The sequence below is a fragment of the Ruegeria sp. AL3 genome (genome assembly GCF_056536065.1).
Genome location: NZ_JBQFJG010000001.1, coordinates 527,835 through 553,627 on the forward strand (window position 1 = coordinate 527,835; position 25,793 = coordinate 553,627).

Annotated in this window: 27 protein-coding genes; 7 read left to right on the forward strand and 20 right to left on the reverse strand. The window is 59.4% G+C overall.

Features of this window, described 5'->3' with window-relative positions:
• The 15 genes from ACR3E6_RS02645 to rplO all read right to left on the reverse strand — a co-directional run bounded on the left by ACR3E6_RS02645 (position 1) and on the right by rplO (position 13,485).
• Positions 1-1,233, reverse strand: a complete 1,233-nt coding sequence (locus tag ACR3E6_RS02645) for an amino acid ABC transporter permease (RefSeq protein ID WP_171205994.1) — start codon at positions 1,231-1,233, stop codon at positions 1-3.
• Between the two features lie 126 nt (positions 1,234-1,359).
• Positions 1,360-2,376 (reverse strand): amino acid ABC transporter substrate-binding protein, encoded by a 1,017-nt coding sequence (locus ACR3E6_RS02650; protein WP_171724225.1) that lies wholly within the window; start codon positions 2,374-2,376, stop codon positions 1,360-1,362.
• Positions 2,377-2,581: 205 nt separating this feature from the next.
• Positions 2,582-3,289: an ATP12 family chaperone protein gene (locus ACR3E6_RS02655; RefSeq protein WP_480485696.1), complete on the reverse strand. Its 708-nt coding sequence runs from the start codon at positions 3,287-3,289 to the stop codon at positions 2,582-2,584.
• Positions 3,290-3,292: 3 nt separating this feature from the next.
• Complete coding sequence (locus tag ACR3E6_RS02660) at positions 3,293-3,964, reverse strand: HAD-IA family hydrolase (RefSeq protein WP_480485698.1); 672 nt, start codon at positions 3,962-3,964, stop codon at positions 3,293-3,295.
• A complete protein-coding gene (locus ACR3E6_RS02665; protein ID WP_171634779.1) occupies positions 3,961-5,004 on the reverse strand; it encodes an RluA family pseudouridine synthase in 1,044 nt (347 codons plus the stop codon). The genes ACR3E6_RS02660 and ACR3E6_RS02665 overlap by 4 nt, the downstream gene beginning before the upstream one ends.
• 120 nt (positions 5,005-5,124) lie before the next feature.
• On the reverse strand, positions 5,125-5,325 hold the full coding sequence (locus ACR3E6_RS02670; RefSeq protein WP_480485700.1) for a hypothetical protein: 201 nt from the start codon (positions 5,323-5,325) through the stop codon (positions 5,125-5,127).
• 54 nt (positions 5,326-5,379) lie between these two features.
• On the reverse strand, positions 5,380-6,690 hold the full coding sequence (locus ACR3E6_RS02675; RefSeq protein ID WP_171724229.1) for a replication-associated recombination protein A: 1,311 nt from the start codon (positions 6,688-6,690) through the stop codon (positions 5,380-5,382).
• 3 nt (positions 6,691-6,693) lie between these two features.
• The gene (locus ACR3E6_RS02680; RefSeq protein ID WP_171634785.1) at positions 6,694-8,079 is read right to left on the reverse strand and encodes a trypsin-like peptidase domain-containing protein; all 1,386 of its coding nucleotides are present in this window, start codon (positions 8,077-8,079) and stop codon (positions 6,694-6,696) included.
• 159 nt (positions 8,080-8,238) lie between these two features.
• Entirely contained in the window at positions 8,239-8,661 is a 423-nt protein-coding gene (gene rplQ / locus ACR3E6_RS02685) for a 50S ribosomal protein L17 (RefSeq protein ID WP_170687292.1), read from the reverse strand.
• A gap of 130 nt (positions 8,662-8,791) precedes the next feature.
• Positions 8,792-9,808 (reverse strand): DNA-directed RNA polymerase subunit alpha, encoded by a 1,017-nt coding sequence (locus ACR3E6_RS02690; RefSeq protein WP_117870179.1) that lies wholly within the window; start codon positions 9,806-9,808, stop codon positions 8,792-8,794.
• 114 nt (positions 9,809-9,922) lie between these two features.
• The gene (rpsK, locus tag ACR3E6_RS02695; protein WP_008757289.1) at positions 9,923-10,312 is read right to left on the reverse strand and encodes a 30S ribosomal protein S11; all 390 of its coding nucleotides are present in this window, start codon (positions 10,310-10,312) and stop codon (positions 9,923-9,925) included.
• 15 nt (positions 10,313-10,327) lie between these two features.
• Complete coding sequence (rpsM, locus tag ACR3E6_RS02700) at positions 10,328-10,696, reverse strand: 30S ribosomal protein S13 (RefSeq protein WP_008757392.1); 369 nt, start codon at positions 10,694-10,696, stop codon at positions 10,328-10,330.
• Between the two features lie 200 nt (positions 10,697-10,896).
• Complete coding sequence (locus ACR3E6_RS02705; protein WP_152456908.1) at positions 10,897-11,541, reverse strand: adenylate kinase; 645 nt, start codon at positions 11,539-11,541, stop codon at positions 10,897-10,899.
• Entirely contained in the window at positions 11,538-12,902 is a 1,365-nt protein-coding gene (secY, locus tag ACR3E6_RS02710; RefSeq protein ID WP_171634788.1) for a preprotein translocase subunit SecY, read from the reverse strand. Before secY ends, ACR3E6_RS02705 begins: the two co-directional genes overlap by 4 nt.
• A 109-nt stretch (positions 12,903-13,011) precedes the next feature.
• Positions 13,012-13,485, reverse strand: a complete 474-nt coding sequence (rplO, locus tag ACR3E6_RS02715) for a 50S ribosomal protein L15 (protein ID WP_171634791.1) — start codon at positions 13,483-13,485, stop codon at positions 13,012-13,014.
• 309 nt (positions 13,486-13,794) lie between these two features.
• Between rplO and ACR3E6_RS02720 the strand changes: the two genes are divergently transcribed.
• The 3 genes from ACR3E6_RS02720 to ACR3E6_RS02730 all read left to right on the forward strand — a co-directional run bounded on the left by ACR3E6_RS02720 (position 13,795) and on the right by ACR3E6_RS02730 (position 16,369).
• Positions 13,795-14,829, forward strand: a complete 1,035-nt coding sequence (locus ACR3E6_RS02720) for a fatty acid desaturase (RefSeq protein ID WP_171634793.1) — start codon at positions 13,795-13,797, stop codon at positions 14,827-14,829.
• Between the two features lie 615 nt (positions 14,830-15,444).
• Positions 15,445-15,651, forward strand: a complete 207-nt coding sequence (locus ACR3E6_RS02725) for a cold-shock protein (protein ID WP_152456904.1) — start codon at positions 15,445-15,447, stop codon at positions 15,649-15,651.
• Between the two features lie 163 nt (positions 15,652-15,814).
• On the forward strand, positions 15,815-16,369 hold the full coding sequence (locus ACR3E6_RS02730) for a L,D-transpeptidase (protein ID WP_480485704.1): 555 nt from the start codon (positions 15,815-15,817) through the stop codon (positions 16,367-16,369).
• A gap of 18 nt (positions 16,370-16,387) precedes the next feature.
• Here ACR3E6_RS02730 and ACR3E6_RS02735 read toward each other — a convergent pair whose 3' ends face one another.
• Entirely contained in the window at positions 16,388-17,014 is a 627-nt protein-coding gene (locus tag ACR3E6_RS02735) for an arylesterase (protein ID WP_480488078.1), read from the reverse strand.
• 66 nt (positions 17,015-17,080) lie between these two features.
• On the opposite strand from ACR3E6_RS02735, the gene ACR3E6_RS02740 reads away from it, so the two are divergent.
• Both ACR3E6_RS02740 and ACR3E6_RS02745 read left to right on the forward strand, forming a co-directional pair.
• Positions 17,081-17,776, forward strand: coding sequence for an ABC transporter ATP-binding protein (locus ACR3E6_RS02740; protein ID WP_170346432.1), 696 nt, complete (start codon positions 17,081-17,083; stop codon positions 17,774-17,776).
• The gene (locus tag ACR3E6_RS02745) at positions 17,773-20,301 is read left to right on the forward strand and encodes an ABC transporter permease (protein ID WP_480485706.1); all 2,529 of its coding nucleotides are present in this window, start codon (positions 17,773-17,775) and stop codon (positions 20,299-20,301) included. Before ACR3E6_RS02740 ends, ACR3E6_RS02745 begins: the two co-directional genes overlap by 4 nt.
• A gap of 2 nt (positions 20,302-20,303) precedes the next feature.
• Here the strand turns inward: ACR3E6_RS02745 and ACR3E6_RS02750 are convergent, their stop codons facing one another.
• Positions 20,304-20,750 (reverse strand): RrF2 family transcriptional regulator, encoded by a 447-nt coding sequence (locus ACR3E6_RS02750; protein WP_170346430.1) that lies wholly within the window; start codon positions 20,748-20,750, stop codon positions 20,304-20,306.
• Positions 20,751-20,843: 93 nt separating this feature from the next.
• Here ACR3E6_RS02750 and ACR3E6_RS02755 point away from each other — a divergent pair, with 93 nt between their 5' ends.
• Positions 20,844-21,413 (forward strand): gamma-glutamylcyclotransferase family protein, encoded by a 570-nt coding sequence (locus ACR3E6_RS02755; RefSeq protein ID WP_480485709.1) that lies wholly within the window; start codon positions 20,844-20,846, stop codon positions 21,411-21,413.
• Positions 21,414-21,464: 51 nt separating this feature from the next.
• Here the strand turns inward: ACR3E6_RS02755 and gltX are convergent, their stop codons facing one another.
• Together gltX and ACR3E6_RS02765 are read right to left on the reverse strand one after the other, a co-directional pair.
• Positions 21,465-22,790, reverse strand: coding sequence for a glutamate--tRNA ligase (gene gltX / locus ACR3E6_RS02760; protein WP_480485711.1), 1,326 nt, complete (start codon positions 22,788-22,790; stop codon positions 21,465-21,467).
• Positions 22,791-22,865: 75 nt separating this feature from the next.
• Positions 22,866-23,300 (reverse strand): DUF1801 domain-containing protein, encoded by a 435-nt coding sequence (locus ACR3E6_RS02765; RefSeq protein ID WP_210093303.1) that lies wholly within the window; start codon positions 23,298-23,300, stop codon positions 22,866-22,868.
• A 116-nt stretch (positions 23,301-23,416) separates the two neighbouring features.
• Here ACR3E6_RS02765 and ACR3E6_RS02770 point away from each other — a divergent pair, with 116 nt between their 5' ends.
• Entirely contained in the window at positions 23,417-24,349 is a 933-nt protein-coding gene (locus tag ACR3E6_RS02770; protein ID WP_171724236.1) for an MBL fold metallo-hydrolase, read from the forward strand.
• A 4-nt stretch (positions 24,350-24,353) separates the two neighbouring features.
• On the opposite strand, the gene ACR3E6_RS02775 is transcribed toward ACR3E6_RS02770, so the two are convergent.
• Entirely contained in the window at positions 24,354-25,685 is a 1,332-nt protein-coding gene (locus ACR3E6_RS02775; RefSeq protein ID WP_480485713.1) for an NAD(P)/FAD-dependent oxidoreductase, read from the reverse strand.
• Positions 25,686-25,793 lie beyond the last annotated feature (108 nt).

Below are 25,793 nucleotides of genomic sequence, written 5' to 3' on the forward strand. Positions count from 1 at the left end.
TCAGCGCTCCTTCAGCTTGACGGAAGCGTTGTAGATGTTCATCCCCGTCGAAATCAGCAGCGAGGCCGTGAGGTAGAACAACATCAGCAGAAGAACGCATTCAATCGCCCGGCCGGTCTGGTTCAGAGTAATACCACCCAGTGTTGCGGTGATATCCGCATAGCCAACGGCAATCGCGAGAGACGAGTTCTTGGTGATATTCAGATACTGCGAGATCAGCGGCGGGATGATGACCCGCAATGCCTGGGGCAGGATGACCAGTTTCATGATCCGTCCCTGACGCAGGCCCAGCGCGGCGGCAGCCTCGGTCTGACCTTTGCTGATCGCCTGAATACCCGCACGCACGTTTTCCGCGATAAAGGCACCGGTATAGATCGACAGGGCAAACCACAGCGCAATCAGGGGGCCGCCGGCATTCATTCCACCGCTGAAGTTAAAGCGCTTCAGTTCGGGGACATCCCAGGTCAGGCCCATGATGATCATCAACAGCACAAAAGGCACCAGCCAGATTGCCAGTTTCGGCAACAGTGTTGCGGGGCGCTCGCCGGTTTCTTCCTGCTTCTTGGTTGCGCGTTTTTCAACTTCGCCACTGACGAACCACGATCCGATCAGGACGGCGATGACCAGCAACCAGTTCAGGGCTGTCGATGCAAACAGGCCATTGGCGAATTCGGGACGCGGAAAATAGATGCCCCGATTGGTAAAGGCAAAGGACCCAAACAGCATTGAAGACGTCGGGTTTTCCCCCCGGAACGCGCTTGGCGCCGGCAGCACGGCCGTCATGATCGTGAAGATGATGATGATCCAGATCAGAACCGGGATGTTCCGGAAGATCTCGACATACACGGCCATCAGCTTCGACACGAGCCAGTTGTTCGACAGTCTCAGAACACCCGCGATCACACCGAAAACAGTTGCGGTGATACAGGCCAGAAAGGCCACAAGCAGTGTGTTCAGCAAACCGACTAGTGCCGCGCGTGCATGCGATGACTGACTGTCATATTCAACAAGACGCTGGTTGATGTCGTACCCGGCTGAATCGCCGAGGAAAGCATAGGAAATATTGAGCCCTGCGGCCCTGAGGTTCTGGATCAGGTTGTTGCCCAGATACCAGATGGAAAGCGCAATGACGATGGCCGCAATCACCTGAAATGTAAGAGAGCGATAGCGGGTATCGTTTATGAGCATAGACAACCGAAAATCAGCTTTCGGTGGGTCAGTCATAGTCGACATATCTTGGGATCCCCGTGGCTTGCGAGCTGTTTCATTTCGGCGAGGTTTTCCCCGCTCTGCATCTGCCCGCAGCAATTTATTGTAGAAAAGGGCGCAGGTTGCCCCGCGCCCTCTTCCATTGATGCCTTAACGGAACGGCGGCGAGTACAGCAGGCCGCCTTCGGTCCACTGTGCGTTCAGGCCCCGCGCCAGACCGATCGGAGTTTCCTCACCGATGTTCTTGGCAAACACTTCACCATAGTTGCCGCCAGCTTTGATCGCTTTGGCCGCCCAGTCAGCGTCCAGACCCAGCATTTCACCCAGAGTGCCTTCTGTACCCAGCAGGCGGTTGATTTCCGGGTTGTCGGTGCCGGCGCTCAGTTCGTCGATATTTGCCGAGGTCACGCCCAGCTCTTCAGCCGAAATCAGTGCGTTCAGCGTCCAGCGGACAACGTCGCCCCACTCGTGATCGCCATGACGGACCAGCGGGCCCAGCGGCTCTTTCGAGATGATCTCGGGCAGCAGGATGTGCTCGTCCGGCGCTTCGAAGGTGGCGCGGGTTGCGGCCAGGCCCGAAGCATCAGTGGTGTAAACGTCACATGCACCGGCCAGGTACTGCTGCTGCGCTTCGGCGTTGGTTTCGATCGGAACCGGCTCGTAGCTGATGTTGTTGGCACGGAAGAAATCGGCCAGGTTCAGCTCGGTGGTGGTACCGGTCTGGATGCAGACACGGGCGCCGTCCAGTTCCTTGGCCGAGCTGACGCCCAGCGCCTTGGGAACCATGAAGCCCTGACCGTCATAGTAGTTCACACCGGTGAATTCGAACTTCAGGTCGACGTCGCGGCTGAAGGTCCAGGTGGTGTTTCTTGCCAGCATGTCGATCTCGCCCGAGGCCAGAGCGGTAAAACGTGTCTTACCAGTGGTCGGAACGAATTCAACGGCGTTGGCGTCGCCCAGAACAGCAGCAGCAACGGCGCGGCACAGCGATACGTCAAAGCCCTGCCATTCGCCATTGGCGTCGGGCGCAGCAAAACCAACCAGACCGGTGGTCACACCACAATTCAGCTTGCCGCGTGCTTTAACGTCGTCAACGGTCCCTGCCATGGCTGCGCCAGCAGCAAGACCGGCAATCGTTGCCGCGCCCAAGATTACGGATTTTTTCATTTTTACCTCTTCCTGATTTTCCGCCCCGTCCGAGACGGCTCTGCCCGGCAAGTGGATGCCGGATAGGTTACCCCAAAGGTGTCTCCCCTTTAGTGGCACTGAGTTTGGGCGTATTCATAAACAAACGTCAAGGGCCGGATCATCGAAAACGATGGATCAGGCCCCAAGCTGTTTACAGATTTGCTCAAAAAACCGGAATTTAGGATCAAACCGATATGTCAAAGAAGCGTTTGGCATGCATAAAGGCCGCTTTCTTGGCCTCGGCAACCTGATGGGCTTCTTCGTCATGGCCCCATTGTTCGATCTGCCAGGTTTCATCCAATCTTGAAATGCGCCATATCTCGTCCGGTTTGCGCCAATTCATGGCGGCCGCAAAGCCAAGAATCAATGACCCCGACAAGCTGACAAGATCGTGAAAAGCGGCCAGTTGGAACGCATCCAGCCCGAGCACCCGAGAACGCAATGTCGCCAGGGCGGATTCTGACTGCGGTTGATGCAGGACGCCCGCAACCGGAACCAGACGGGCAGACAGCGCGGTCTCGGCCCAATCCAGGGCGGGGTCCCATTCGGCGCTCTGACGATCCTGCAACTCCTGCGGGTGGGTTGCGCGATAACACAATAAATCGGAATCGCCGTAATCGGCCAGCATGTCGGCCACTTCCCCGTGCTGGATGCGGACTTTGTCAATCGCTGCATTGGCAGAACGGGTGAACGGCATCACGGCAGGATCAACCTCTTTTTCCTGCGCATCCCATTCCCCTGCCACCGCTTCGGCCATGGGGCGGGTTGGCAGGATCAGGTCTGCCTTGGCGGGTGTTTTGACCCTGCGGCCATCCAGTTCGACGGTGAACCCGCCATCAACCGCGACAACGGTGCTGTCCTTCCAGAAGCGTTTCGGTTTCCAGTCACTCATCTTTCAATCCCACATCTCAGCCAGAGCATTGGGCAACTGGTCAAAGGTTTCGACAATGCAAGAAGCTGCGGTCAAAGCCGATCGGTCATGATAGCCCCAAGTGACGCCGATGCCGCGAACACCGGCAGCCGCGGCCATATCCATGTCAAAGCTAGTGTCGCCGATCATCACTGCACAACCCGGATCGACCCCGGTTTCCGCCAATGCGGTCTGCACCATGGACGGATGCGGCTTTGACGGGTGGTGATCCGCGACCTGCCGGGTCACGAAATACGGTTCCAGCCCATGGGCTTCGATCAATGCGTCCAACCCGCGCTGCGACTTGCCGGTTGCCACGCCAATAAGCACTTCGGGCACGGCATGCAACGCTTCAATCGCCTCGCACGCACCGGGGTACAGCGGCGAACTTGCCGCGCCCAATTCAAGACGATGGGCGTGATAGGCCTCTTTATACCCGTCGACCAGATCGTTCTGGACCGAGAGGGGCTGTTCCGGCGCCAACCGTGCGATGGCGTGCGGCAGCGACAAGCCAACAATGGACAGGATCGCCTTTCGCGTCGGAACCGGCACGGAGGCGGCCTGAAAGCTGGCGGTCATGGAATGAACGATACTGCCCTGACTGTCGACCAGAGTACCGTCGACGTCGAACAGGACCAGCCGCAAGGGTGCGCTCATTGCAGCGCCTCAAACGGGTCATCAGCCGCCAGATCCTCGCTCCATCCGAACGTGTCCCAGCTGTGCTTCATATGCTCCGGCAAGGGCGCCGTCACGGTCACTGGTTTCCGCGTCACCGGATGCAGGAAGGACAGCCGCCGTGCGTGCAGATGCAGCTTTTTGCTGATGATCCCACCCAGTTGCGCACCCCATCCGTCGCCAAGGTTTTCCTGACCCGAACCGCCGTATTTTCCGTCGCCGATAATCGGATGTCCGATTGCGGCCATATGCGCCCGCAACTGGTGCGTACGTCCGGTGATCGGCTCCATCGCGACCCAAGCAGCGCGGCCGGCAACTCGATAAAGGGTTGCGTAATGCGTATGCGCGCGTTTCGCGCCCGGAGTGCTGTCAATTTCGTTCATATGCACGGGGATCATCTTTTCACCCTCACCGTGCTTGCCATGACCGGGCGCCTTGACAAGGCCGGTCTTGATCTCACCCAGATACGGTGTCGGCACCCCGGCAACCAGCGCCCAGTAGATCTTGCGCGTATCGCGGTGGCGGAAAGCGGCCGTCAAACCCTTGGCGGCTTCGCGGGTGCGGGCCAGCAGCAGAACACCTGACGTGTCCTTGTCCAACCGATGGACCAGCCGAGGGTTCTCGTCATAGTCGAACCGCAGCGCTTCGGACAGGCTGTCAACATGCCTTGTCTGCCCGCTGCCGCCCTGCACCGGTAGACCATGCGGCTTGTTCAGCGCCAGAACGTGATCGTCACGGTAGATCACGCAGGATTGGATCATCTTGGCATCCGCATCCGAGATGTGATGCTTGGCCTCAGCCGGCTTGTGATCAGCGTCCGGCAAAGGCGGCACGCGAACAACCTGCCCGGCCTCCAGCCGGGTCGAGGCCTTGGCGCGGCTACCGTCAACACGCAATTCTCCCTTGCGGCACATCTTTTCAATGCGCCCCTGGCTGACATGCGGAAACAGGCGGCGCAGCCAGCGATCCACGCGTTGGTCCCCATCCCCTTCAGCGACTGTAATCATCTGCACGCCACTCATGCCATTACCCCTTGTTCCGCGCGGGTGATCCGCCCGGATTGCGTGTTTATCCGTGTCCCAGAAATCATGGGCGTCTGTCGCGCGCAACGCGGCAAGAGTCAAGGTATCTGGCTCTGGATCTCAGATGTTCGAGAAGTCGCCGTGCCGCCCTGCTCCGTCCCGGAAACGGGTCGCACCAGCGGTTCCTGCGCGGCGAATGGCATCCAACCCGTTGGCCCATTCAACCTTAAGCGCGTCACAAACCGGCATTCCACGCGTTTCGATGATCGACCGGCATATCAAGTCCTCCGCTGCAAGCGTTGACCCAGGGGAAGCGCCCAATTTCAATCCAGTTGCCTGTGGCGCCGCGGAACCTTTACGATTGACCCCGCGTAACTAGCTGTTCCGCTGTGTCCGCAGCTTGGCAAAATAATCGAGGCGTTTCTTTAGCTCACGCTCGAAACCGCGCTCGACCGGCTGATACAAAACCGGGCGTTTCATCGTCTCGGGGAAGTAGTTCTGACCGGAAAACCCGTCCTCGGCATCGTGGTCATAGGCATAGCCCGCGCCGTAACCCTGTTCCTTCATCAAAGAGGTCGGCGCGTTCAGGATATGCTTGGGCGGTGGCTCGCTGCCGGATTGCTTGGCCAGCCGCATTGCCGCCTTGTAGCCGACATAGGCGCCGTTGGATTTTGGCGCCAGGGCAAGATAGACCAGCGCCTGAGCAAGCGCCAACTCGCCCTCGGGTGAACCCAGACGTTCGTAGGTTTCCCACGATTGCAAACAAATGGCCTGCGCCTGCGGATCGGCCAGGCCTATGTCCTCGACCGCCATGCGTGTGATCCTGCGCGCAAGATACCGCGGGTCTTCGCCCCCGGTCAGCATGCGCGCGAACCAATACAAGGCCGCATCGGGATCAGATCCGCGCACCGATTTGTGCAGGGCCGAGATCAGGTTGTAATGCTCATCACCAGACTTGTCGTATTTTGCAGCCCGCCGCATCAAACGCGTAGACAGCGCATCGGGGCCCAACGGCGCATCCACCTTCCACGCCGAAACCTGTTCGATCAGGTTCAGCAAAGCCCGACCGTCGCCATCGGCCATCTCTTGCAACGCATCGCGGGCGGCAGGCGTCAATGGCAACGCGTGGCCCAGCTCTTTCTCGGCCCGCTGGGTCAGACGCTCCAGATCGGCAAGGCTCAGCCGTTCCAGCACCAGCACCTGCGACCGGCTGAGCACAGCGGCATTCAGTTCGAATGACGGGTTCTCGGTGGTTGCGCCGACCAACAGGATTGTCCCGTCTTCCATATGGGGCAGAAACCCATCTTGCTGAGCCTTGTTGAAGCGGTGAATCTCGTCCACGAACAACAAGGTGCCCTGCCCGTTCTGGCGGCGTATTTTCGCGGCCTCGAAGACTTTCTTCAGATCCGGCACACCGGTAAAGATCGCACTGATCTGAACGAAATGCAGATCGGTTTCCTGTGCCAACAGCCGTGCAATCGTGGTCTTTCCAACTCCGGGTGGGCCCCAGAAGATCAGGCTGGACAAACTGCCTGCCGCCAGCATGACACCCAGAGGGGCCTCGGGGCCCAGCACCTGCTCCTGCCCGATCACCTCGGCCAGGGATCGAGGCCGCAACCGGTCAGCCAGTGGCCGGTGAGGAGAAGCGGCGGGTTCTGCCGCCCCGGTATCGAACAGATCACTCACAGGTCACAGCCGGAACCGCAAAGAGACGGACCGCCCCCCGCGCACCAGACCTATCTGCACGTAACGGCCCGGATCGGTCAGCGCAGTCTCAACGTCCCGAGGGCGCTGGATCTCATCGGCATTGATGCTTTCAAGAATATCACCGGTTCGCAATCCCGCCCTTCCGCCATACGGGCCGGGATCCACCACGACGACACCGGTCAGCGACAGCGGCAATCCCATCCTAGTGATCACCGCGGGATTGACCCGGGACACCACCAACCCCGGAAGAACGGTTCTGTCGTTCAACGTCGTTTCTTCGGCGGCCGGAACATCGGGGGCTTTGATAAGCGCCACCTCAACCTGGTCACTTTGGTCGCCGCGCAGACGGGTCAGAACCGAGGTTCCGCCCACTCCGGCGACCGACATCCGAAACTTCATCTCGGCGGGTGAATTGACCTCATCCCCGTCCACATGGGTTACCACGTCTCCAACTCTGAACCCTGCGTCGCGCAAAGGGCTGAGCTCATGCAGATCAGAGACCACAACGCCCAACGGGATGGCCAGACCAAGGGATTCCGCGATATCCGCACTCATATGTTGACCCGACATTCCTGCCCACGGGCTGACGAAGGTTTCGTTTCCCTGCTGCGCCTGCTTGAGGAATTGCGCCACCAGATTGGCGGGGATGGCAAAGCCTATTCCGTTTGACCCACCCGATCGGGTCAGAATCGAGGTATTGATCCCGATAAGCTGGCCATTCACATCGATCAGCGCCCCACCGGAGTTGCCCGGGTTGATTGCCGCATCCGTCTGGATGAAATATCCGCGGCCATTCCCGGTTGCCGTGCCCGTGCGCGCCAGCCCCGAGATGATGCCGGAAGATACCGTCTGCCCCACCCCGAACGGGTTTCCGATGGCCAGCGCCAGCTCTCCGACTTCGACCTGGTCGGAATCTCGAAGGGTCAGGTAGGGCAGATCTTCGGCCTCCTTCAAGCGCAGGATCGCAATATCGCTTTCCTCATGGCCCAGCACAACCTCGGCCGAAAACTCGCGCCGATCCGTGGTGACAACCCGGATCTCGGTCGCAGAGCCAACCACATGATAGTTGGAAACAACATACCCATCGTCCGACAGGATAACCCCGGAACCCAACGAGTTTTGAACCCGCTGACGTGGTTCGCCAAATCCCCGGCCAAAGAAATCCTGAAAGAACGGGTCCGAGAAAAACGGGCTTGCCCGGCCCTGCCGGACGATCTTGGCATAGATGTTCACAACCGCCGGTGATGCCTGTTTCACGACCGGGGCAAATCCCAACGAAATCTCGGCCTGTGACTGCGGAACTTTCGTTTCGGCCATTCCTTGCGTCGCGCAGGTCAAGGCAACAAGGGTCAGCATTACGCGGATCATGGTGGCTCCGTTTTTTGCGATTGGCCCAGATATGCTGACACAAAATCCGAATTGCAAGTCGGCGGTCGGGTATGCCCCGCAACATGCCGGCATGCCATAACGAAAGAACCTCCGTCCGGTTTCCCGAACGGAGGTTCGACCGTGACCCTGGATCAGATCTTATTCTTCGTCTGCTGCCTCTTCGGCGGCAACGCGGGCTTTGTCGGCCGCGCCCTTAGCATCGACGTCACGATCAACGAATTCGATGATCGCCATCGGGGCCATGTCGCCATAGCGGAAGCCAGCCTTCAGGATGCGGACATAACCGCCCTGACGCTCGGCGTAGCGGGGCCCCAGAACTTCGAACAGCTTGGCGACGTCTTTGTCTTCCTTCAGCTGTGCTGCGGCCTGACGGCGGGCGTGCAGGTCGCCGCGCTTGCCCAGAGTGATCAGTTTTTCAACGATCGGGCGCAGTTCTTTTGCCTTGGGCAGAGTCGTTTTGATTTGCTCATGCTCGATGAGCGAGCCAGCCATGTTCGCAAACAGCGCCTTGCGGTGCTCATGAGTACGGTTCAGGCGGCGGTAACCACGTGCGTGACGCATTTTCTAGTTCCTTCTTTCGCGTTTTGCTTTGTCTGGCCGGCGATGCGTGTCACCGGCTCTCCTTGGGGCGGAAATGCCCATATTGTCCCCGGATATTCCCACTTCGGGCCGGGCATTGGGGAAGACGCGCTTAGAACGCGTCTTCGAATTTCTTCGCCAGATCTTCGATGTTGTCGGGCGGCCAGTCCTCGACATCCATGCCCAGGTGCAGGCCCATGCCGGAAAGAACTTCCTTGATCTCGTTCAGCGACTTGCGACCGAAGTTCGGAGTGCGCAGCATCTCGGCTTCGGTCTTCTGGATCAGATCGCCGATATAGACGATGTTGTCGTTCTTCAGGCAGTTTGCCGAACGGACCGACAGTTCCAGCTCGTCCACCTTCTTCAGCAGCAGCGGGTTGAACTCCAGACCATCGTCCTCGTCCTGACGGCTTGCCGATTCCGGCTCGTCGAAGTTGACGAAGATCGACAGCTGATCCTGAAGGATACGAGCGGCAAAGGCCAGTGCGTCTTCCGGCGTGATCGAACCATCGGTTTCGATCTTCAGGGTCAGTTTGTCATAGTCCAGAACCTGACCTTCACGGGTCGGCTGAACGTCATAAGCGACCTTTTTGACCGGCGAATAGATCGCATCGATCGGGATCAGGCCGATAGGCGCGTCTTCGGGCTTGTTCTTCTCGGCCGAGACATAGCCCTTGCCGGTGTTGACGGTCAGTTCCATGAACAGGTCAGCGCCATCGTCGAGGTGGCAGATGACGTGGTCGCGGTTCAGAACCTCGATACCGGCGCTTTCGCTGATGTCACCCGCGGTGACGACTGCGGGGCCTTTGGCATTGATCGACAGGCGCTTGGGGCCTTCGACTTCCATGCGCAGGGCAACCTGCTTGAGGTTCAGGATGATGTCGGTGACGTCTTCGCGAACGCCTGCGACGCTCGAGAACTCGTGCAAAACGTTGTCGATCTGGACGCTAGTGATGGCCGCGCCTTGCAGCGAGCTCATCAGGACGCGGCGCAGAGCGTTGCCCAGGGTCAGACCAAAGCCACGCTCCAGCGGTTCGGCAACCAGGGTGGCCTGACGTGCAGGATCATTGCCCGGCTTGGCTTCCAGCTGGGTCGGCTTGATCAATTCTGCCCAATTCTTGTGGATCATGTAATCCCTCCATTCCTGTCCGCGCCCCATGACCAACAAGGTGCAGACGCCCGAGGTTCAAAATGACGTGCTGGGGCCGTGCAGAAACACAGCCCCAGCTCAATTCAAAATCGCTTAGACGCGACGACGCTTCGGCGGACGGCAGCCGTTGTGAGCAATCGGTGTCACGTCGCGGATCGACGTGATGTTGAAGCCCACTGCAGCCAGCGCGCGCAGTGCCGATTCACGGCCCGAACCGGGGCCCTGAACTTCGACTTCCAGCGTCTTAACGCCATGTTCCTGCGCCTTCTTGCCTGCGTCTTCGGCAGCCATCTGAGCGGCGTAGGGGGTCGATTTCCGCGATCCCTTGAAGCCCATGGTACCGGCAGACGACCACGAGATGGCGTTGCCCTGTACGTCCGAGATCAGGATCTTGGTGTTGTTGAAGGTCGAATTCACATGGGCAACGCCCGATGCGATGTTCTTGCGCTCTTTGCGCTTAACGCGAGTCTTGTCACGTGCCATCGGTCAGACCCTCCCTTATTTCTTCTTACCAGCGATGGCCTTTGCGGGGCCTTTGCGGGTACGAGCGTTGGTGTGGGTACGCTGACCGCGAACCGGCAGGTTGCGGCGGTGACGCAGACCGCGATAGCAGCCCAGGTCCATCAGACGTTTGACGTTCATCTGAACTTCGCGACGCAGGTCACCTTCAACGGTGAAATTTGCATCGATGTGCTCGCGGATGGCCAGAACTTCGGCGTCGGACAGTTCGTTGACGCGACGGTGCGCTTCAATGCCCACGGCTTCGCAGATCGCTTTGGCCGAAGTGTTTCCGATACCGGTGATATATGTGAGGGCGATAGGTACCCGCTTTGCAGTCGGGATGTTTACGCCGGCAATACGTGCCACGTGTCACTTTCCTTTTCGTTGCGGTTCCGTAACTCCAGAACCTTTTTTCACAACGCTTTACCGTGGCAGTGTGGCCAGAGGGTTCAGCATTATTCGAGGTGGTCGGGGCGGTTGGGACGAATCCCGCACGCGGTCTTGATTCCCTTTAGGGATGGGGGTCGATATTGGCTTTTGGCGGTGCCGTCAAGCCCATATTGAAATCAGCCGAGAATGGCCTCGATCGACGCCGTGACTTCCTTGATGTCCGCCAGCCCGTTCACGGGGCGCAGATCGCCCTTGGCGTAGTAATAGCCGATCAGCGGAGAGGTCTTCTTGTAGTACTCCATCAACCGCGTGCGCAGACTGTCTTCGTTATCGTCGGCGCGACGAACGAAGTCATTTTCCTTGCCGCAGTTGGTGCACTTGCCGTCAGCCGGGATCGGCTTGGTCTTGTCGTTATAGACCTCACCGCATCCGCCACAGGTTGACCGTGCGGTAATCCGTTCCACCAGAGCATCGTCATCCACGCGCATCTCGATCACGGTATGCAGGGACTGGCCCAGCTTGGTCAGCAGAGCCGACAGCGCGTCGGCCTGTGCCAAAGTGCGAGGGAAACCGTCAAAGATGAAACCGGCGCCTTTTTCGGTGGTCAGTTTCTCTTCAATCAGGCCGATCACGATCTCATCGGTGACCAGCTTGCCCGCGTCCATGATCGCAGCAACCTTCTGGCCCATTTCGGTTCCGCTGGTCTTGGCCTCGCGCAGCATATCTCCGGTGCTGAGCTGCACCATCCCGCGTGTTTCCACCAGATGACGCGCCTGCGTTCCTTTCCCGGCCCCCGGGGGGCCCAACAGAATGATATTCATCGACGAGAGGGTCCCTTCCTGCCGCGTTTCTTGCCTTTGCCGCGCAGCTGGGACTTTTCGATAAGCCCTTCGTATTGATGCGCCAGAAGATGGCTCTGAACCTGCTGGATCGTGTCCATGGTCACAGAGACGATAATCAGAACCGAGGTGCCACCGAAATAGAACGGGATGGCAAATTGGCCCCGCAGGATTTCAGGCAGCAGACACACGGCGGCCAGATAGGCCGAACCCAGAACCAGCACGCGATTGACCACGTATTCCAGATACTCGGCGGTTTTCTTGCCGGGGCGGATACCGGGCACGAACCCGTTCTGCTTTTTCAGGTTGTCCGCCACATCGTCCGGCTTGAACGACACGTTGAACGTGTAGAAATAGGCGAAGAACACGATCATCGACGCGAAGAACAGCAGATACAGCGGCTGTCCGGGGCCGAAATTGGCCAGCAGCCACGACATGACCGGCCCGTTGGCAGCACCGGACGAGAAGGTCGAGATCGTGACCGGCAGCAGCAGCAGCGAGCTGGCGAAGATCGCCGGAATGACACCCGCAGGGTTGACCTTGACCGGCAGGTGGCTTGAGCCGCCTTCGTAGATTTTCATACCGGCCTGACGACGCGGATACTGAATGTGGATCTTGCGCAGGGCGCGCTCCATGAACACCACAAAGGTGATGACCGCGATTACCATGACGATCACGCCAACGATCACGGCAGGGCTGATCGCTCCGCTGCGGCCGCTTGCAAAGAACTGCGCCAGAGCAGCCGGAACCTCGGCGATGATGCCGACGAAGATGATCAAAGAGATACCATTGCCGATCCCGCGCGCGGTGATCTGTTCACCCAGCCACATCAGGAACATGGTGCCGCCAACCAGCGTTATCATGGTCGACATGCGGAAATAGAGCCCCGGATCAGTCGCCAGATCGCCCGATTCCAGCGAAACGGCCAGACCGTAGGCCTGAACGGTGGCCAGAGCCACGGTGCCGAACCGGGTGTACTGGTTGATCTTCTTGCGCCCCTGCTCGCCCTCTTTCTTGAGCTGTTCGAGCGCGGGAACCATGGATGTCAGCAGTTGAACGATGATCGAGGCCGAGATGTAAGGCATGATGCCGAGGGCAAAGATACCCATCCGCCCCAGCGCCCCGCCGGTGAACATCGAAATCATGCCGCCGATGCCCTGCCCCGCCTGCTCCATGAATTCGCGCAAAGCTGCTCCGTCAATCCCCGGCACCGGAATAAAGGTGCCCAGACGATAGACGATCAGCAAACCCAGCGTGAACAGGATGCGGTTGCGCAGATCGGTGGCCTTGCCCAAAGCAGCCCAGCTTGTGTTGGCTGCCATTTGTTCTGCTGCTGATACCATAAATCGGTCTCTCTTATGCAAACGCCGCCCGGAACCGTTTTCCGGCTCGGACGGCGTCTTGGAAAACTCTGAGGTCTATGTAAGCGGGTCTTTGCCCGCTCACAAGCGATTACTCTGCCGCAGCAGCTTTTGTGACCTTCAGTGAACCGCCCGCTTTCTCAACTGCCTCGACGGCAGATTTCGAAGCACCGGTTACTTCAAGGTTCACCTTGGCGCTGATTTCGCCTTTGGCCAGAACGCGGATACCGTCCAGCTTGCGGCGCACCAGACCGGACGCAACCAAAGCGTCTTCGGTGATCGCAGCCGAAGCGTCCAGCTTGCCGGCGTCGACGAATTTCTGGATCAGGCCCAGATTGATAACGGCGAATTCCTTGCGGTTCGGCTTGTTGAAGCCGCGCTTGGGCAGTCGCTGGTACAGCGGCATCTGGCCGCCTTCGTAGCCATTGATGGCCACACCCGAACGGGATTTCTGGCCTTTGATACCACGGCCACCCATTTTACCTTTGCCGGAACCGGGACCACGGCCAACGCGGGTGCGTTTCGGTGCGGCGCCAGGATTGTCGCGCAGTTCGTTCAGTTTCATATCGCTTCTCCTAAGCCGGATGTGACCCCGAAGCGTGATGGGCCAAACACGGCATTTCTTGGTTTTGATTCTCGTGGCGGAAAGCCACCGCAGGCGTATAGGCCCGATGACCGCACTTGACAAGCCTGTAGATTGTCCTGCGCCGCGGGATGCCGGCATGAGGTCTTGAGCCCAGTGTTACGCAAAGGGCACCTCTGCCGGCCTTTGACCGAAAAGTGACCGTGAAATGCGGCGACCTTTACAAAAACCGCTTGCTATGTCGGGGGGGTCGTCTATCCGGTGGCCTGCAAACACTTGACTGGCAGGCATATGACTGAACCCTCTCTCTCCCTCCGCGACAAGCCGGAGACCACCGCCGCACGTGACTGGGTAACAACGCTTGCCAAATATCGCGAACCGGACCAAATGCGCAGCTCTTTTGAGCTGGGCGTGAGCATTGTCCCCTTTTTCGGGCTGTGGGCTTTGTCCTGGATGTCACTGTCAGTCAGCTATTGGCTGGCCTTTGTGATTTCCGTCCTCAATGCTGCCTTTCTGTTGCGCTTGTTTGCCATCCAGCATGATTGCGGGCACGGCGCGTTCTTCAAAAACCGCGCCGTCAGCGACTGGATCGGGCGCGGCATCGGGGTTCTGACACTGACACCATATGATGTCTGGCGCCGCACGCATTCCACGCATCACAACAGTTCCGGCAACCTGGACAAGCGCGGGATGGGCGATATCCACACCCTGACCGTGGCGGAATATCGGGCCAAAACACCACTGAACAGGTTCTGGTACCGCGTGTACCGAAACCCGATCACCTTGTTCGTGCTTGGCCCTGGCTATCTGTTCCTGTTTCAAAACCGCCTTCCGCTGGGCCTGACAGACAGCGTCAGGTTCTGGGTCAGCGCGATGGCGACGAATCTTGCGATTCTGGTTGCCCTTGTGGCCATCTACTATTTTGGCGGGCTGATGCCGATGTTGCTGATCTTTCTGCCGTCGACTCTGATTGCCGCAACGGCCGGCGTTTGGCTGTTTTATGTACAACACCAGTTCGAGAACACGCATTGGGACGCCGATGCAGACTGGCAACTGCATGAAGCGGCGCTGCACGGAAGTTCGCACTATATCCTGCCCTCGGTGTTGCAGTGGTTCAGTGCCAATATCGGCATCCACCATGTACACCACCTCTACAGCCGCATTCCGTTCTACCGTCTGACCGAAGTGCTGCGCGATCATGAAGAACTGGCAAACAGCAACCGAATGACCATCCGGGAAAGCCTCGCCAATGCGCGGCTTCACCTGTGGGACGAGAAGAACCGTCGTCTTTTGTCCTTCGCCGAGGCCCGCGCACTTTATGGGTAACAGGCATGCCCGGCGCTTTCATTTCTGAAATCAAAGCGCATGCCTTGCGTCAACGGCAGGCGTGTGGCGCGGGACAATCTCCATCCATCGCGACGACTTTGTTGGGCGTTATGTTGACAGAGAATGCGCGCGTCACAAACCAGTATTCAGCCGAAGCAAACGCAGGCGAGATAAGGACATCTTCATCCGGATCGCGGCTGGTTTGGTCGCCGACGCCTGGACGGGACATCGATCACGATTGACGCAAACCGCATCGCGCCCTGCATTGCTGCGAAAAGGTCGCGTGACCATCTGGTGACATGAACACCACTCTGCACGGCATTTGTGATGACCAAATGCGGCCGTTCAACCCGTTCGTCGACACTGGGCAAGGCGTGGGCACCGTAAAAGAATACTCGCCCCCCCGCGCATGTGGGCACGGCAGAAATCGGTCATGCCCTTGCACAAATCGAACGAAATCCCTTGTCACACCCCCGCCCCGATGCCATATGCAAAGAGCTTACGTTTTTCTATTCGACCTACTGTCTCCTTCATCGGCAGTCAGTCTATCGATACAGACCGACGACGCCAGGCTGCCGCAACTCCGTGGGCAGCACTCAAACAGGAGACACGGATATGCCAGCAGGCACCGTAAAATGGTTCAACACCACCAAAGGCTTCGGCTTCATCGCACCGGAAGAGGGCGGCAAAGATGTATTCGTACACATCTCGGCTGTCGAACGTTCGGGCCTGACCGGTCTGGCCGACAACCAGAAAGTCACGTACGAGCTGCGCGCCGGTCGTGACGGCCGCGAAAGCGCCGACAGCATCCAGCTGGCCTGAGCTTGATATCGGGTGAGGGGATCCCCCTCGCCCCTTTCCCGCCACAACCTCGGGTGGCAGACAGGACACATCACGTCCACGTGATGACTGCCCTAGAATTGACCAAATATCATATGATGATGAAATTGGTTTCAGTTTCATTGGTCATTCGACGAGGGTTTCGATGTTTACACGCCGTATTTTTCTGGCCGGAACAGCAGCAAGCATGTTGCCGGGCATCGCCCGCGCCAAAAAGGCAGACGAGTATGATCCGACGCCGCAATTCGTGCGCATCAAGAAACAGTTCGTACCAGGACAGCTGCTGGTCGCGCCCCGGTCGTTCTACCTTTACTTCGTCACGGAACCTCGCAAGGCGATCCGCTATGGATGCGGCGTCGGCAAAGCGGGGTTGGAGTTTACCGGCACGGCCACCATCGATGTGAAAAAGGAATGGCCGACCTGGCGCCCGACGGATGAGATGATCGAACGTGATCCCGTCGCTTACGCCAAATTCAAGGACAATGACTATGTCCAACCCGGCGGCGGAGATAACCCGCTAGGCGCGCGCGCGCTGTACCTGTTCCAGAACGGTGTCGATACCTATTTCCGCATCCACGGCACGACGCAGCCGCAGACCATTGGCCGGGCAGTGTCCAACGGTTGCATACGGATGCTGAACGAGCATGTGATCGATTTGTACAACCGGGTCCCGATCGGAACAGTTGTCACGGTCGTCTAGGTGCCCATGGATGGGCGCCTATTCCGCTTGACCCGCCTGATCAACAAGCTTCAGAACGGACGGCCCCAGTGATTCAACGATCTTTGCCACCCCATCCGCGTTTGGATGTATTCCGTCCGACTGCATGAACTGCGATACCGCACCGGGGTCGCCCTCTGCCGCAAGACCTTCAAAGAAACTGGCGGTGAAGAGGACGTCGAACTCTTTCGCCAGGTCTGGGTACATCCCGTCGAAAGCTTGCTTGTAATCGGCCCCGTAGTTGCCCGGCGCCTGCATGCCGATCAGCAGAACCGGTACATTCGCGCCCCGCGCCACGTCCAGGATCTTGCGCAGATTGGCCTTTGAGACGGCCGGATCGATCCCCCGCAACAGATCGTTCCCACCCAAGGCCACGATCATCCCGTCCACATCCGGGGTCAGGGTCCAATCCACGCGCGCGGCCCCGCCCGCCGTGGTATCGCCCGAAACCCCGGCGTTGATTACCCTGACATCCGCCCCCTGCGCGTGCAGCCAACGGTCAAGCTGCGGAACAAACCCGTTCTCCTCCACCAGCCCATAGCCCTGAGTCAGCGAGTCTCCCAAAGCCGCAATCACCACTTGTTCGGCTGTGGCCGCAAAACCGCACCACGTGAAAAGGCCTGCCATCAAAGCCTTGCGCAACGTGGTGATCGCTCCATATCCCAAAAGACCGCTCCTTTTTCGGGTAGACCCATGACGACTGCTGTTCTCGCCCTCCAAAATGCCGCTTTGTCACTGGATGGCAATGCCGGGCGGGTCGATATTCTGCATGACATTACGTTGACCGTGAACAAGGGCGAGACGCTGGGGCTTATCGGGCCTTCGGGCTCGGGCAAGTCTTCGCTGCTGATGTTGATGGGCGGGTTGGAACAGGCCACGCGTGGTCAAATCGTGGCGCTGGGTCAGGACCTGACCGACATGGATGAGGACGCACTGGCCCGGTTTCGGCGCGACAGTATGGGGGTGGTGTTTCAGAACTTTCACCTGATCCCGACAATGACGGCGCTTGAAAACGTAGCAACCCCACTGGAACTGGCGGGGCACAAGGATGCGTTCGACCGGGCCGAGCAAGAGCTGGACGCCGTGGGCCTGTCGCACCGTCGCGACCACTACCCGGCGCAACTGTCGGGCGGAGAACAACAGCGTGTTGCCCTGGCACGAGCATCTGCGCCGCGCCCCAAAATCCTGTTGGCTGATGAACCGACCGGGAACCTGGACGAAACCAACGGGGCCGCAATTGTTGATCTGCTGTTTGGTCTGCGTCGGAAATACGACGCAACCCTGGTTTTGGTGACACACAGCCATTCATTGGCCGAAAGATGTGATCGGGTCGTTCGGTTGCGTGACGGCAGGATCGCCGAAGAGACCCGGCAGGAGGCCGCTGAATGAGCCTGCGGATGGCCGGGCGGCTCGCCCGCCGCGAGCTACGCGGAGGCCTGAGTGGTTTTCGGATCTTTCTGGCCTGTTTGGCGTTGGGGGTCGCGGCCATCGCGGCCGTCGGTTCGGTCCGTACAGCCATCCAGACGGGACTGGCTCAGGAAGGAGCCTCGCTGCTGGGGGGCGATGCCGAGCTTGAGTTCACCTATCGATTTGCCGACCCGGCCGAACGCGCGTGGATGCAACAGACGTCCGCGGGCGTTTCCGAGATTGTCGATTTCCGCTCGATGGCCGTCGTGCCCGGCGCGACAGGTCCGGAACGAGCGCTGACTCAGGTCAAGTCGGTCGACGCCGCGTACCCACTTGTCGGCTCGGTACGGCTGGAACCCGAGATCCCGCTGGAAGACGCCCTGAACGGCAGTTCCGGCTTGCCCGGGGCGGTGATGGAACCTGTGCTGATGGACCGGCTTGGGGTGTCCGTCGGTGATCGGTTTTCACTTGGGACGCAAGAGTTCATCCTGACGGCTGCCTTGCTGGACGAGCCCGACAGTGCGGCGGATGGGTTTGGTCTTGGGCCGCGTACTCTGGTACGAACCGAGGCGTTGCAGGCGTCCGGTCTGCTGGAACCCGGAACACTGTTTTCGACCAAGTACAGGATGATCCTGCCCCGGAACGCAGATCTTTCGGATGTATCCGCAAAGGCTGATGCGGCATTCGAAGGCACCGGGATGCGTTGGACGGACGCGCGCAACGGTGCCCCCGGGATATCCGAGTTTGTCAATCGCCTGAGTGCCTTTCTTGTCCTTGTCGGGCTGTCGGGGCTTGCCGTCGGCGGCATCGGCGTGTCTGCCGCCGTGCGTGCTTATCTGACGCAGAAGACGGAAACCGTTGCGACGCTGCGCACCTTGGGGGCCGATCGCGCCACCATTTTTCAAACCTACATGATTCAAATTGGCGTTCTGTCCGTCTTCGGGATTGTGATTGGCCTGACGCTGGGTGGGTTGGCGCCGCTTGTTCTGGCCCCGCTGCTAGAAAGCCAATTGCCGGTTCCCGCAGTGTTTTCCCTGTATCCACAGCCGCTGATCGAGGCAGCAATATACGGTCTGCTCACAGCGTTCCTGTTCACCCTCTGGCCTCTGGCCCGCACCGAGGATGTGCGCGCCGCGACGTTGTTTCGCGACGCGTTGAGCTCGGCCCGCCCCTTTCCGCGTCTGATTTACGTCGTGGCAACGGGTGTCGGGCTGTTGTTGCTGATCGCCCTGGCGTCATGGTTCAGCGGCTCGACGCGGCTTACTGTCTGGACCGGTGGCGGGCTTGTCGGTGCACTGGCGCTGTTGGCCCTCGCCGCTTATGCCATTCGCAAACTGGCCCGGGCTGGGGCTTCGTTGGCCCGCGGGCGGCCCACCGTCAGATGGGCGTTGTCGGCCATCTCGGACCCACGCGAGGGCGCAGGGTCTGTGGTTCTGTCACTGGGGCTGGGCCTGTCGGTGCTGGCAGCGGTCGGGCAGATCGACGGCACCCTGCGCAACGCCATTTCGGGCAACCTGCCGGATGTGGCGCCGTCGTACTTCTTTGTAGACATCCAGAAAGATCAAATGCCCGGCTTCACCGAGCGCCTGCAAAGCGACCCCGCGGTCAGCCGCATTGAAAGCGCGCCGATGTTGCGCGGGATCATCACGCAGATCAATGGCCGGCCCGCTCGGGACGTGGCCGGAGATCACTGGGTTCTGGAAGGGGATCGCGGCGTGACCTATTCGGTTCAACCGCCGCCGAACGCACGCCTGACCGCAGGGGAGTGGTGGGCCGAAGATTACGCAGGTGCACCGCAGGTCAGCTTTGCCGCAGAAGAAGCCGAAGAGATGAGCCTGAACCTGGGCGACCAACTGACCGTCAATATCCTGGGGCGTGACATCACGGCAGAGCTGACGTCCCTGCGCGAGGTGGATTTCTCTACCGCGGGAATGGGCTTTGTCATGTCGATGAACCCCTCTGCGCTGGCGGGTGCGCCGCACAGCTTTATCGCGACGGTCTATGCCGACGAACAGGCCGAGGCAGCCATCCTGCGGGATCTTGCAGGCCAGTTCCCCAATATCACGGCCATCCGGGTGCGCGACGCCATTGATCGCGTCTCGGGCCTGCTGGCAGGCATCGCCGCAGCGACCTCGTACGGTGCAGGAGTATCGCTGCTGACCGGATTTCTGGTTCTGATCGGCGCAGCGGCGGCGGGCGAACCTGCCCGCAGGTACGAAGCAGCAATCCTCAGGACACTGGGTGCAGACCGCGGCCATATCCTGCGCAGCTTTGGCCTGCGATCTGTTCTGCTTGGGGCCGCCGCGGGTTGCGTCGCGCTGTTCGTTGGTATCCTGGGCGGCTGGGCCGTTGCCACCTACATCTTCGACACAGAGTTCACGGTCATCTGGTCATCGGCCTTCGGCATCGTTCTGGCCGGGATAGGCGTCACGTTATGTGCTGGGCTGGCATTTGCCCTGCGTCCACTTTCGGTGCGTCCGGCGCGCATATTGCGCGCGAGCGATTGAAATCAGCGCACGCAGGCCACGGGCTGCAAGAGCCTCAGCAGCGGATCATTGTCACATACCAGCGCATCCAGGGTAACATCGTCGAGGGACGCATAGAACACCTCTGCCGCGTCCTGAAGCGCAAGCCTCAGCCGGCAGGCATCCGTGAGCGGGCACGTGTTGTCCGCGTCGGCGAAACACTCGGCAATGGGCAAAGCCCCTTCAACATGCCGGAACACCGCACCGATGCGTATCTGATCCGCGGGGCGCGCCAGTGACATGCCACCGTTACGACCGCGCTGTGTGCTCAGATAGTTCAGCTGGCTCAGCTGATTGATCACCTGCGCCAGATGGTTTTCCGAAATGTTGCACACTTCGGCGATTTCGGATTTCGTGACCAGCCTGTCCGGGTGAGCTGCGCAATACATCAACAGGCGCACAGCGATATTCGTCCTTTTGGTAATCCGCATGAGGGCCTCCCTAAATTCAAGATGCAACCTTATTGCATGTCCGGGAAAAAAGCGGTTTGACATACATCAATCGACCCAAAGGACACTTCTTGGATGGCCGACCCCTATTTCTTTGGCTATGGCAGCCTCGTGAACCTCGCGACGCATGATTTCCCCGATCCGCGCCCCGCGCGACTGAAGGGTTGGCGGCGGGCCTGGCGGCACACCGATCTGCGACCCGTGGCGTTTCTGACTGCCGTGCCCGACCCGAAGTCAGAGATCGAAGGCATGATTGCGCATGTTCCCAATAATGACTGGGCCGCGCTGGATGAACGGGAATGGGCGTATGACCGGATTCCTGCAACGCAGTCGGTTTCACATCCCCTGACGCAAGACGTCGAAATAGCTGTCTACGCCGTCCCGCAGGATCGGCACAGCCAGCCCAGCACTCACCACCCGTTGCTGCTCAGCTATATCGATGTTGTCGTGCAGGGTTACTTGCGGGCATTCGGCGAGGACGGCGCGGATCGATTCTTTGAGACGACAACAGGCTGGGACGCCCCGATCCTGAATGATCGCGCCGAACCGCGTTACCCACGCCACCAGCAACTCAAACCTGTCGAACGTGATTTTGTCGATGACCGCCTGACAAGTTTGTCGGTTCGGTTCGTACAGCCGGCGTAACAAAAAGGGCCACGCCGATGACGTGGCCCAGAAAATTGGTGTGCCACCACGTTAGCCGCGCGCGCGGATCACCTGTAGCAACGGCATCAGCGCAGCCATTTCCGGGCCGCGCTCCATGCCGGTCAACGCTTTGCGCAGTGGCATGAACAGGCCTTTGCCCTTGCGACCGGTTGCCTCTTTCACGGCTTTGGTCCAGGTGCCCCACGTGTCACCATCGAACGGGCCTTCGGGCAGCAAAGCCACCGCCTGGGTAATGAATTCCCGATCTTCATCGGCGATCAGGGGATCGGCCCCGTCACGACACAGCTCCCACCAGCCCTTGAGATCGGCCAGGGTGGTGATGTTTTCTCGGGCCATTGCCCAGAAAGGTTCTGCCAATTCATCGGGAACACCGGCATCCGCAACGGCACTGGCCACATCGGACAGCGACAGCGATTGCAAATACCTGGCAGTCAGCGGGAACAGGTCCTGCACATCGAACTTGGTCGGCGCGGCGCCAAACCGGTTCACATCGAACCCTTCGATCAGTTCGGCCATTTCCGAGCGCAGCTCAACCGGGTCAGACGAGCCCAGACGTGCCATCAGGCTCAGCAGCGCCATAGGCTGCACACCCTGCTCGCGCAGATCGCGCAACGCCAGCGTGCCCAGACGTTTCGACAGCGCCTCACCCTGCGGGCCGGTCAGCAGCGAATGGTGGGCAAAGCGCGGGCAGGTGCCCCCCAGCGCCTTGATGATCTGTATTTGCGTCGCCGTGTTGGTCACATGGTCCGAGCCGCGCACTACATCCGTGACGCCCATCTCGGTGTCATCCACCACCGACGCGATCGTATAAAGAACCTGACCATCGCCACGGATCAGCACCGGGTCCGAAACGGACGCCGCATCGATCGAGATGTCACCCAAGATGCCATCGGTCCATTCGATCCGTTCATGATCCAGCTTGAAGCGCCAGACGCCGTTGCCGCGCTCAGTGCGCAGGGCCTCTTTCTCGGCATCCGACAGGTTCAGCGCGGCGCGATCATAGACCGGAGGCTTGCCCATGTTCAGTTGCTTCTTGCGCTTCAGGTCCAGCTCGGTGGGCGTCTCGAAAGCTTCATAAAACCGGCCCATCTCGCGCAGCTTGTCGGCGGCCTCGGCATAGCGGTCCAGACGCTCGGACTGACGTTCAATCCGGTCCCAATGCAGGCCCAGCCACTCCATATCCTGCTTGATGGCGTCGACATATTCTTCTTTCGACCGCTCAGGATCAGTGTCGTCGATACGCAAGATGAAAGTGCCGCCTGCCTTGCGGGCGATCAGATAGTTCATCAGGGCGGTGCGCAGGTTGCCCACATGGATGTAACCGGTGGGCGACGGGGCGAAACGGGTGGTTGTCATGGGTGTCTCCTGTTGGCGCGGCTCTTGTCACAAAGGCGCGATTTTGTCCAGCCGCCGCTTGATCCATCAGGTGATTCAGAAAGGTTTCACCGGCCACACCCTGTCGAGGTCGTCCAGTCCGGCGCGAATGAGTTCGCGCAAAACACCCGTGTCGATATCCGCCAGTTTGTTGACGTAAAGACAGGACTTGCCCAGCTTGTGCTTTCCCAATCTGGCCATGAGATCCGCAAAATCTGCGTAACCCGGCATGGTGTAAATCACCAAAGCTGATTTGCGCGGCGAAAAACCGGTTGCCAGAAAGTCCCCTTCACGACCCGTTTTGTAGCGATAATGGTAGCGGCCATACCCGACGATCGACGGGCCCCACATGACCGGTTTAAACCCGGTGGTGGCGCGAAACAACTTGTCAAGCTGGTGCGCGTCTTCAGCACGGCGCGCCGGTTGAACCGTTTTCAGGAAATTCTCGACGCTTTGATCTGTCGGAACTGTCTTATTGTCTGATCGCGCCATGAACAAAAATTAACACGTATTATTCATCCATGCACCCCATCTGAATGGCGTATAAACTGGCAAGAAACTCTCGACGCCCTAACTGCAACATTGATGTCCTGACAGGGAGAACGAAGATGACAATAAAACTTACACGCCGCGCCGCTTTGGGAAGTGCCGCTGCCTTGCCGTTTGCTGCTGCGGCCGCACCGGTTCTGGCCGCCAGCCCGGAAACCAAAGCAAACTCGACCATCGCAAGGTCATTTCATATTGGCGACTTCACGGTCACGACCCTGCTGGATGGCAGCTTTCCACGCGACGGAGCCAAAGAGATTTTTGGGGGCGGAGCGACGGACGATGAATTTGCCAAGGTTTCGGCTGAAAACTTCATTCCGGCAGACGTCGCACAGTTTTTCTTTACCCCCTCACTGGTCAACACAGGATCAGAGCTGGTTCTGTTTGATACCGGTCTGGGGCAAGGTGGCATACAGGCCGCGCTGGCAGATGCGGGTGTGACCCCGGATCAGATCGATGTGGTCGTGATAACGCATATGCACCCTGACCATATCGGCGGCATGACGACCGAAGGCGCGCCCACCTTCGCCAATGCGCGCTACGTGACGGCGTCTCCGGAGTATGATTTCTGGGCTGCGCAGGACGCAGGCAATCGCGTGGGCGATCTGGTCGCTGAAAAAGTCACACCGCTGGCCGAGAAAATGACCTTTGTCGAAGACGGGGGCGAGGTTGCCTCGGGCATTACCGCAGTGGCCGCTTATGGCCACACACCGGGCCACACGGTCTACCATCTGGAAAGTAACGGGCAACGTCTGGTGCTGACGGCGGATTTGGCCAACCACTATGTCTGGTCTTTCGCCCATCCCGAATGGGAAGTCCGGTTTGACATGGACAAGGCCGCAGCCACTGCCGCACGCCGCGATGTTCTTGGCATGCTGGCTGCCGACAAGGTACCTATGGTCGGCTATCACATGCCATTCCCCGGCGCCGGGTATGTTGAGACCCGTGGAGAAGGCTTTCGCTTTGTCCCGGTCAGCTACCAGATGATGGGCTGAGCGTTCAGTACCCCGGATCCGGCCGCACTTTTGAACCGTCACTGAACCGCGACAAGCGAAAGGCGGCCGGGTCCACGCAAGGCGTTGTTTCGGCAACCAGATCGGCCATCAGCCGCCCCGCCCCGGGCCCGTTTCCGAAACCATGGCCCGAAAACCCCGTGGCAATGTACATTCCCGGCAGATCATCCACGCCCGAGATGACGGGAATGGCATCCGGCGTCACATCGATCATACCTGCCCAGCTTTGTACGATCTCGCCTGTTTGCACAGCGGGGTATCCCTTGCATGCACTGGCCCAGGCGCGTCGCAACGTTTTTTGAGACGGCTCAGGGTCCAGGATCCGGCACTGTTCGAATGGTGTCACATCGGTTGGCAGCCATCTTCGGTTCTGTTGTGCTTCGATCGTCCAGCGTTTGGACAGGCGAAAGCGCAGAGATTTCCACTCCTGCACAAAAGCCGGCAGGAACTGAATCGCCAATCGAAAACTGTCCGGCACGATGTCCACGGTATTCTCATGACCGGACGCAATAGTGTACCCGCCATCTGCCCGTTTTCGGATCGCAAAGTCATCCGACCACAACGCCGCCTCGGGCCCCTCTGCGATAGGGGATGTGCGCAGGACCGTATTCAGAACCTTCAACTGCGGCAGCTCGATCCCAGCATTTCCTGCAAACAGGCGCGACCACGCACCCCCGGCCAGAACGACGCGGCCGCTGGCAACTTTGCCGCGCTCGGTGAAAACACCGGCGATACGTCCAGCCTGAATGTCCAAACTGCGCACGGCGCAATTCGTCATGATCACCGCGCCCCGAGCCCGCGCAGCTTCGGCAATGGCGGGGGCTGTCCATTGAGGTTCGGCACGACCGTCCTGCGGCATGTACAAAGCGGATTCAAAGCCCGATTGGTTGCCGTGCAAAAGGTCTGCCAACTCACCGCCCGAAACCATCCGCGCGCCGGTCTGCAATCCTTCGACATGGTGCAGCCAACGTTCCATGTTGCCGGCATCCCGCTTGCCGGATGCGCCAAAAAGGATACCGGATCGGGTGTAACCTGTCTTGCGGTCCAGCCGGTCATCGAGCGTCTGCCAGATGCGCGACGATTCCTGCATCAGGGGTATCTCTCTTGGGTCCCGCATCCCAAGACGGACCCAACCCCAATTGCGAGAACTTTGTTCGGCTGCAATCTGCCCTTTTTCGCACAAAAGAACCGAAGCGCCCCGCTCTGCCAGTTCCAATGCGGTTGAAACGCCGATGATTCCGCCGCCGATGACCACGACATCCACGGTTTTGGGCAGGGCAAGATCAGGTTCTACAGGAGTCGGTTTGGGCGCGGTCATCAATAAGCCTTACTCTGTCACTTGGACCGCTATGGAGACCAAAAGACAAAGCATGGGCAATACAAACTGCCACCGCAACATACGATTTTCGGCTTCTGTGACCCAGAC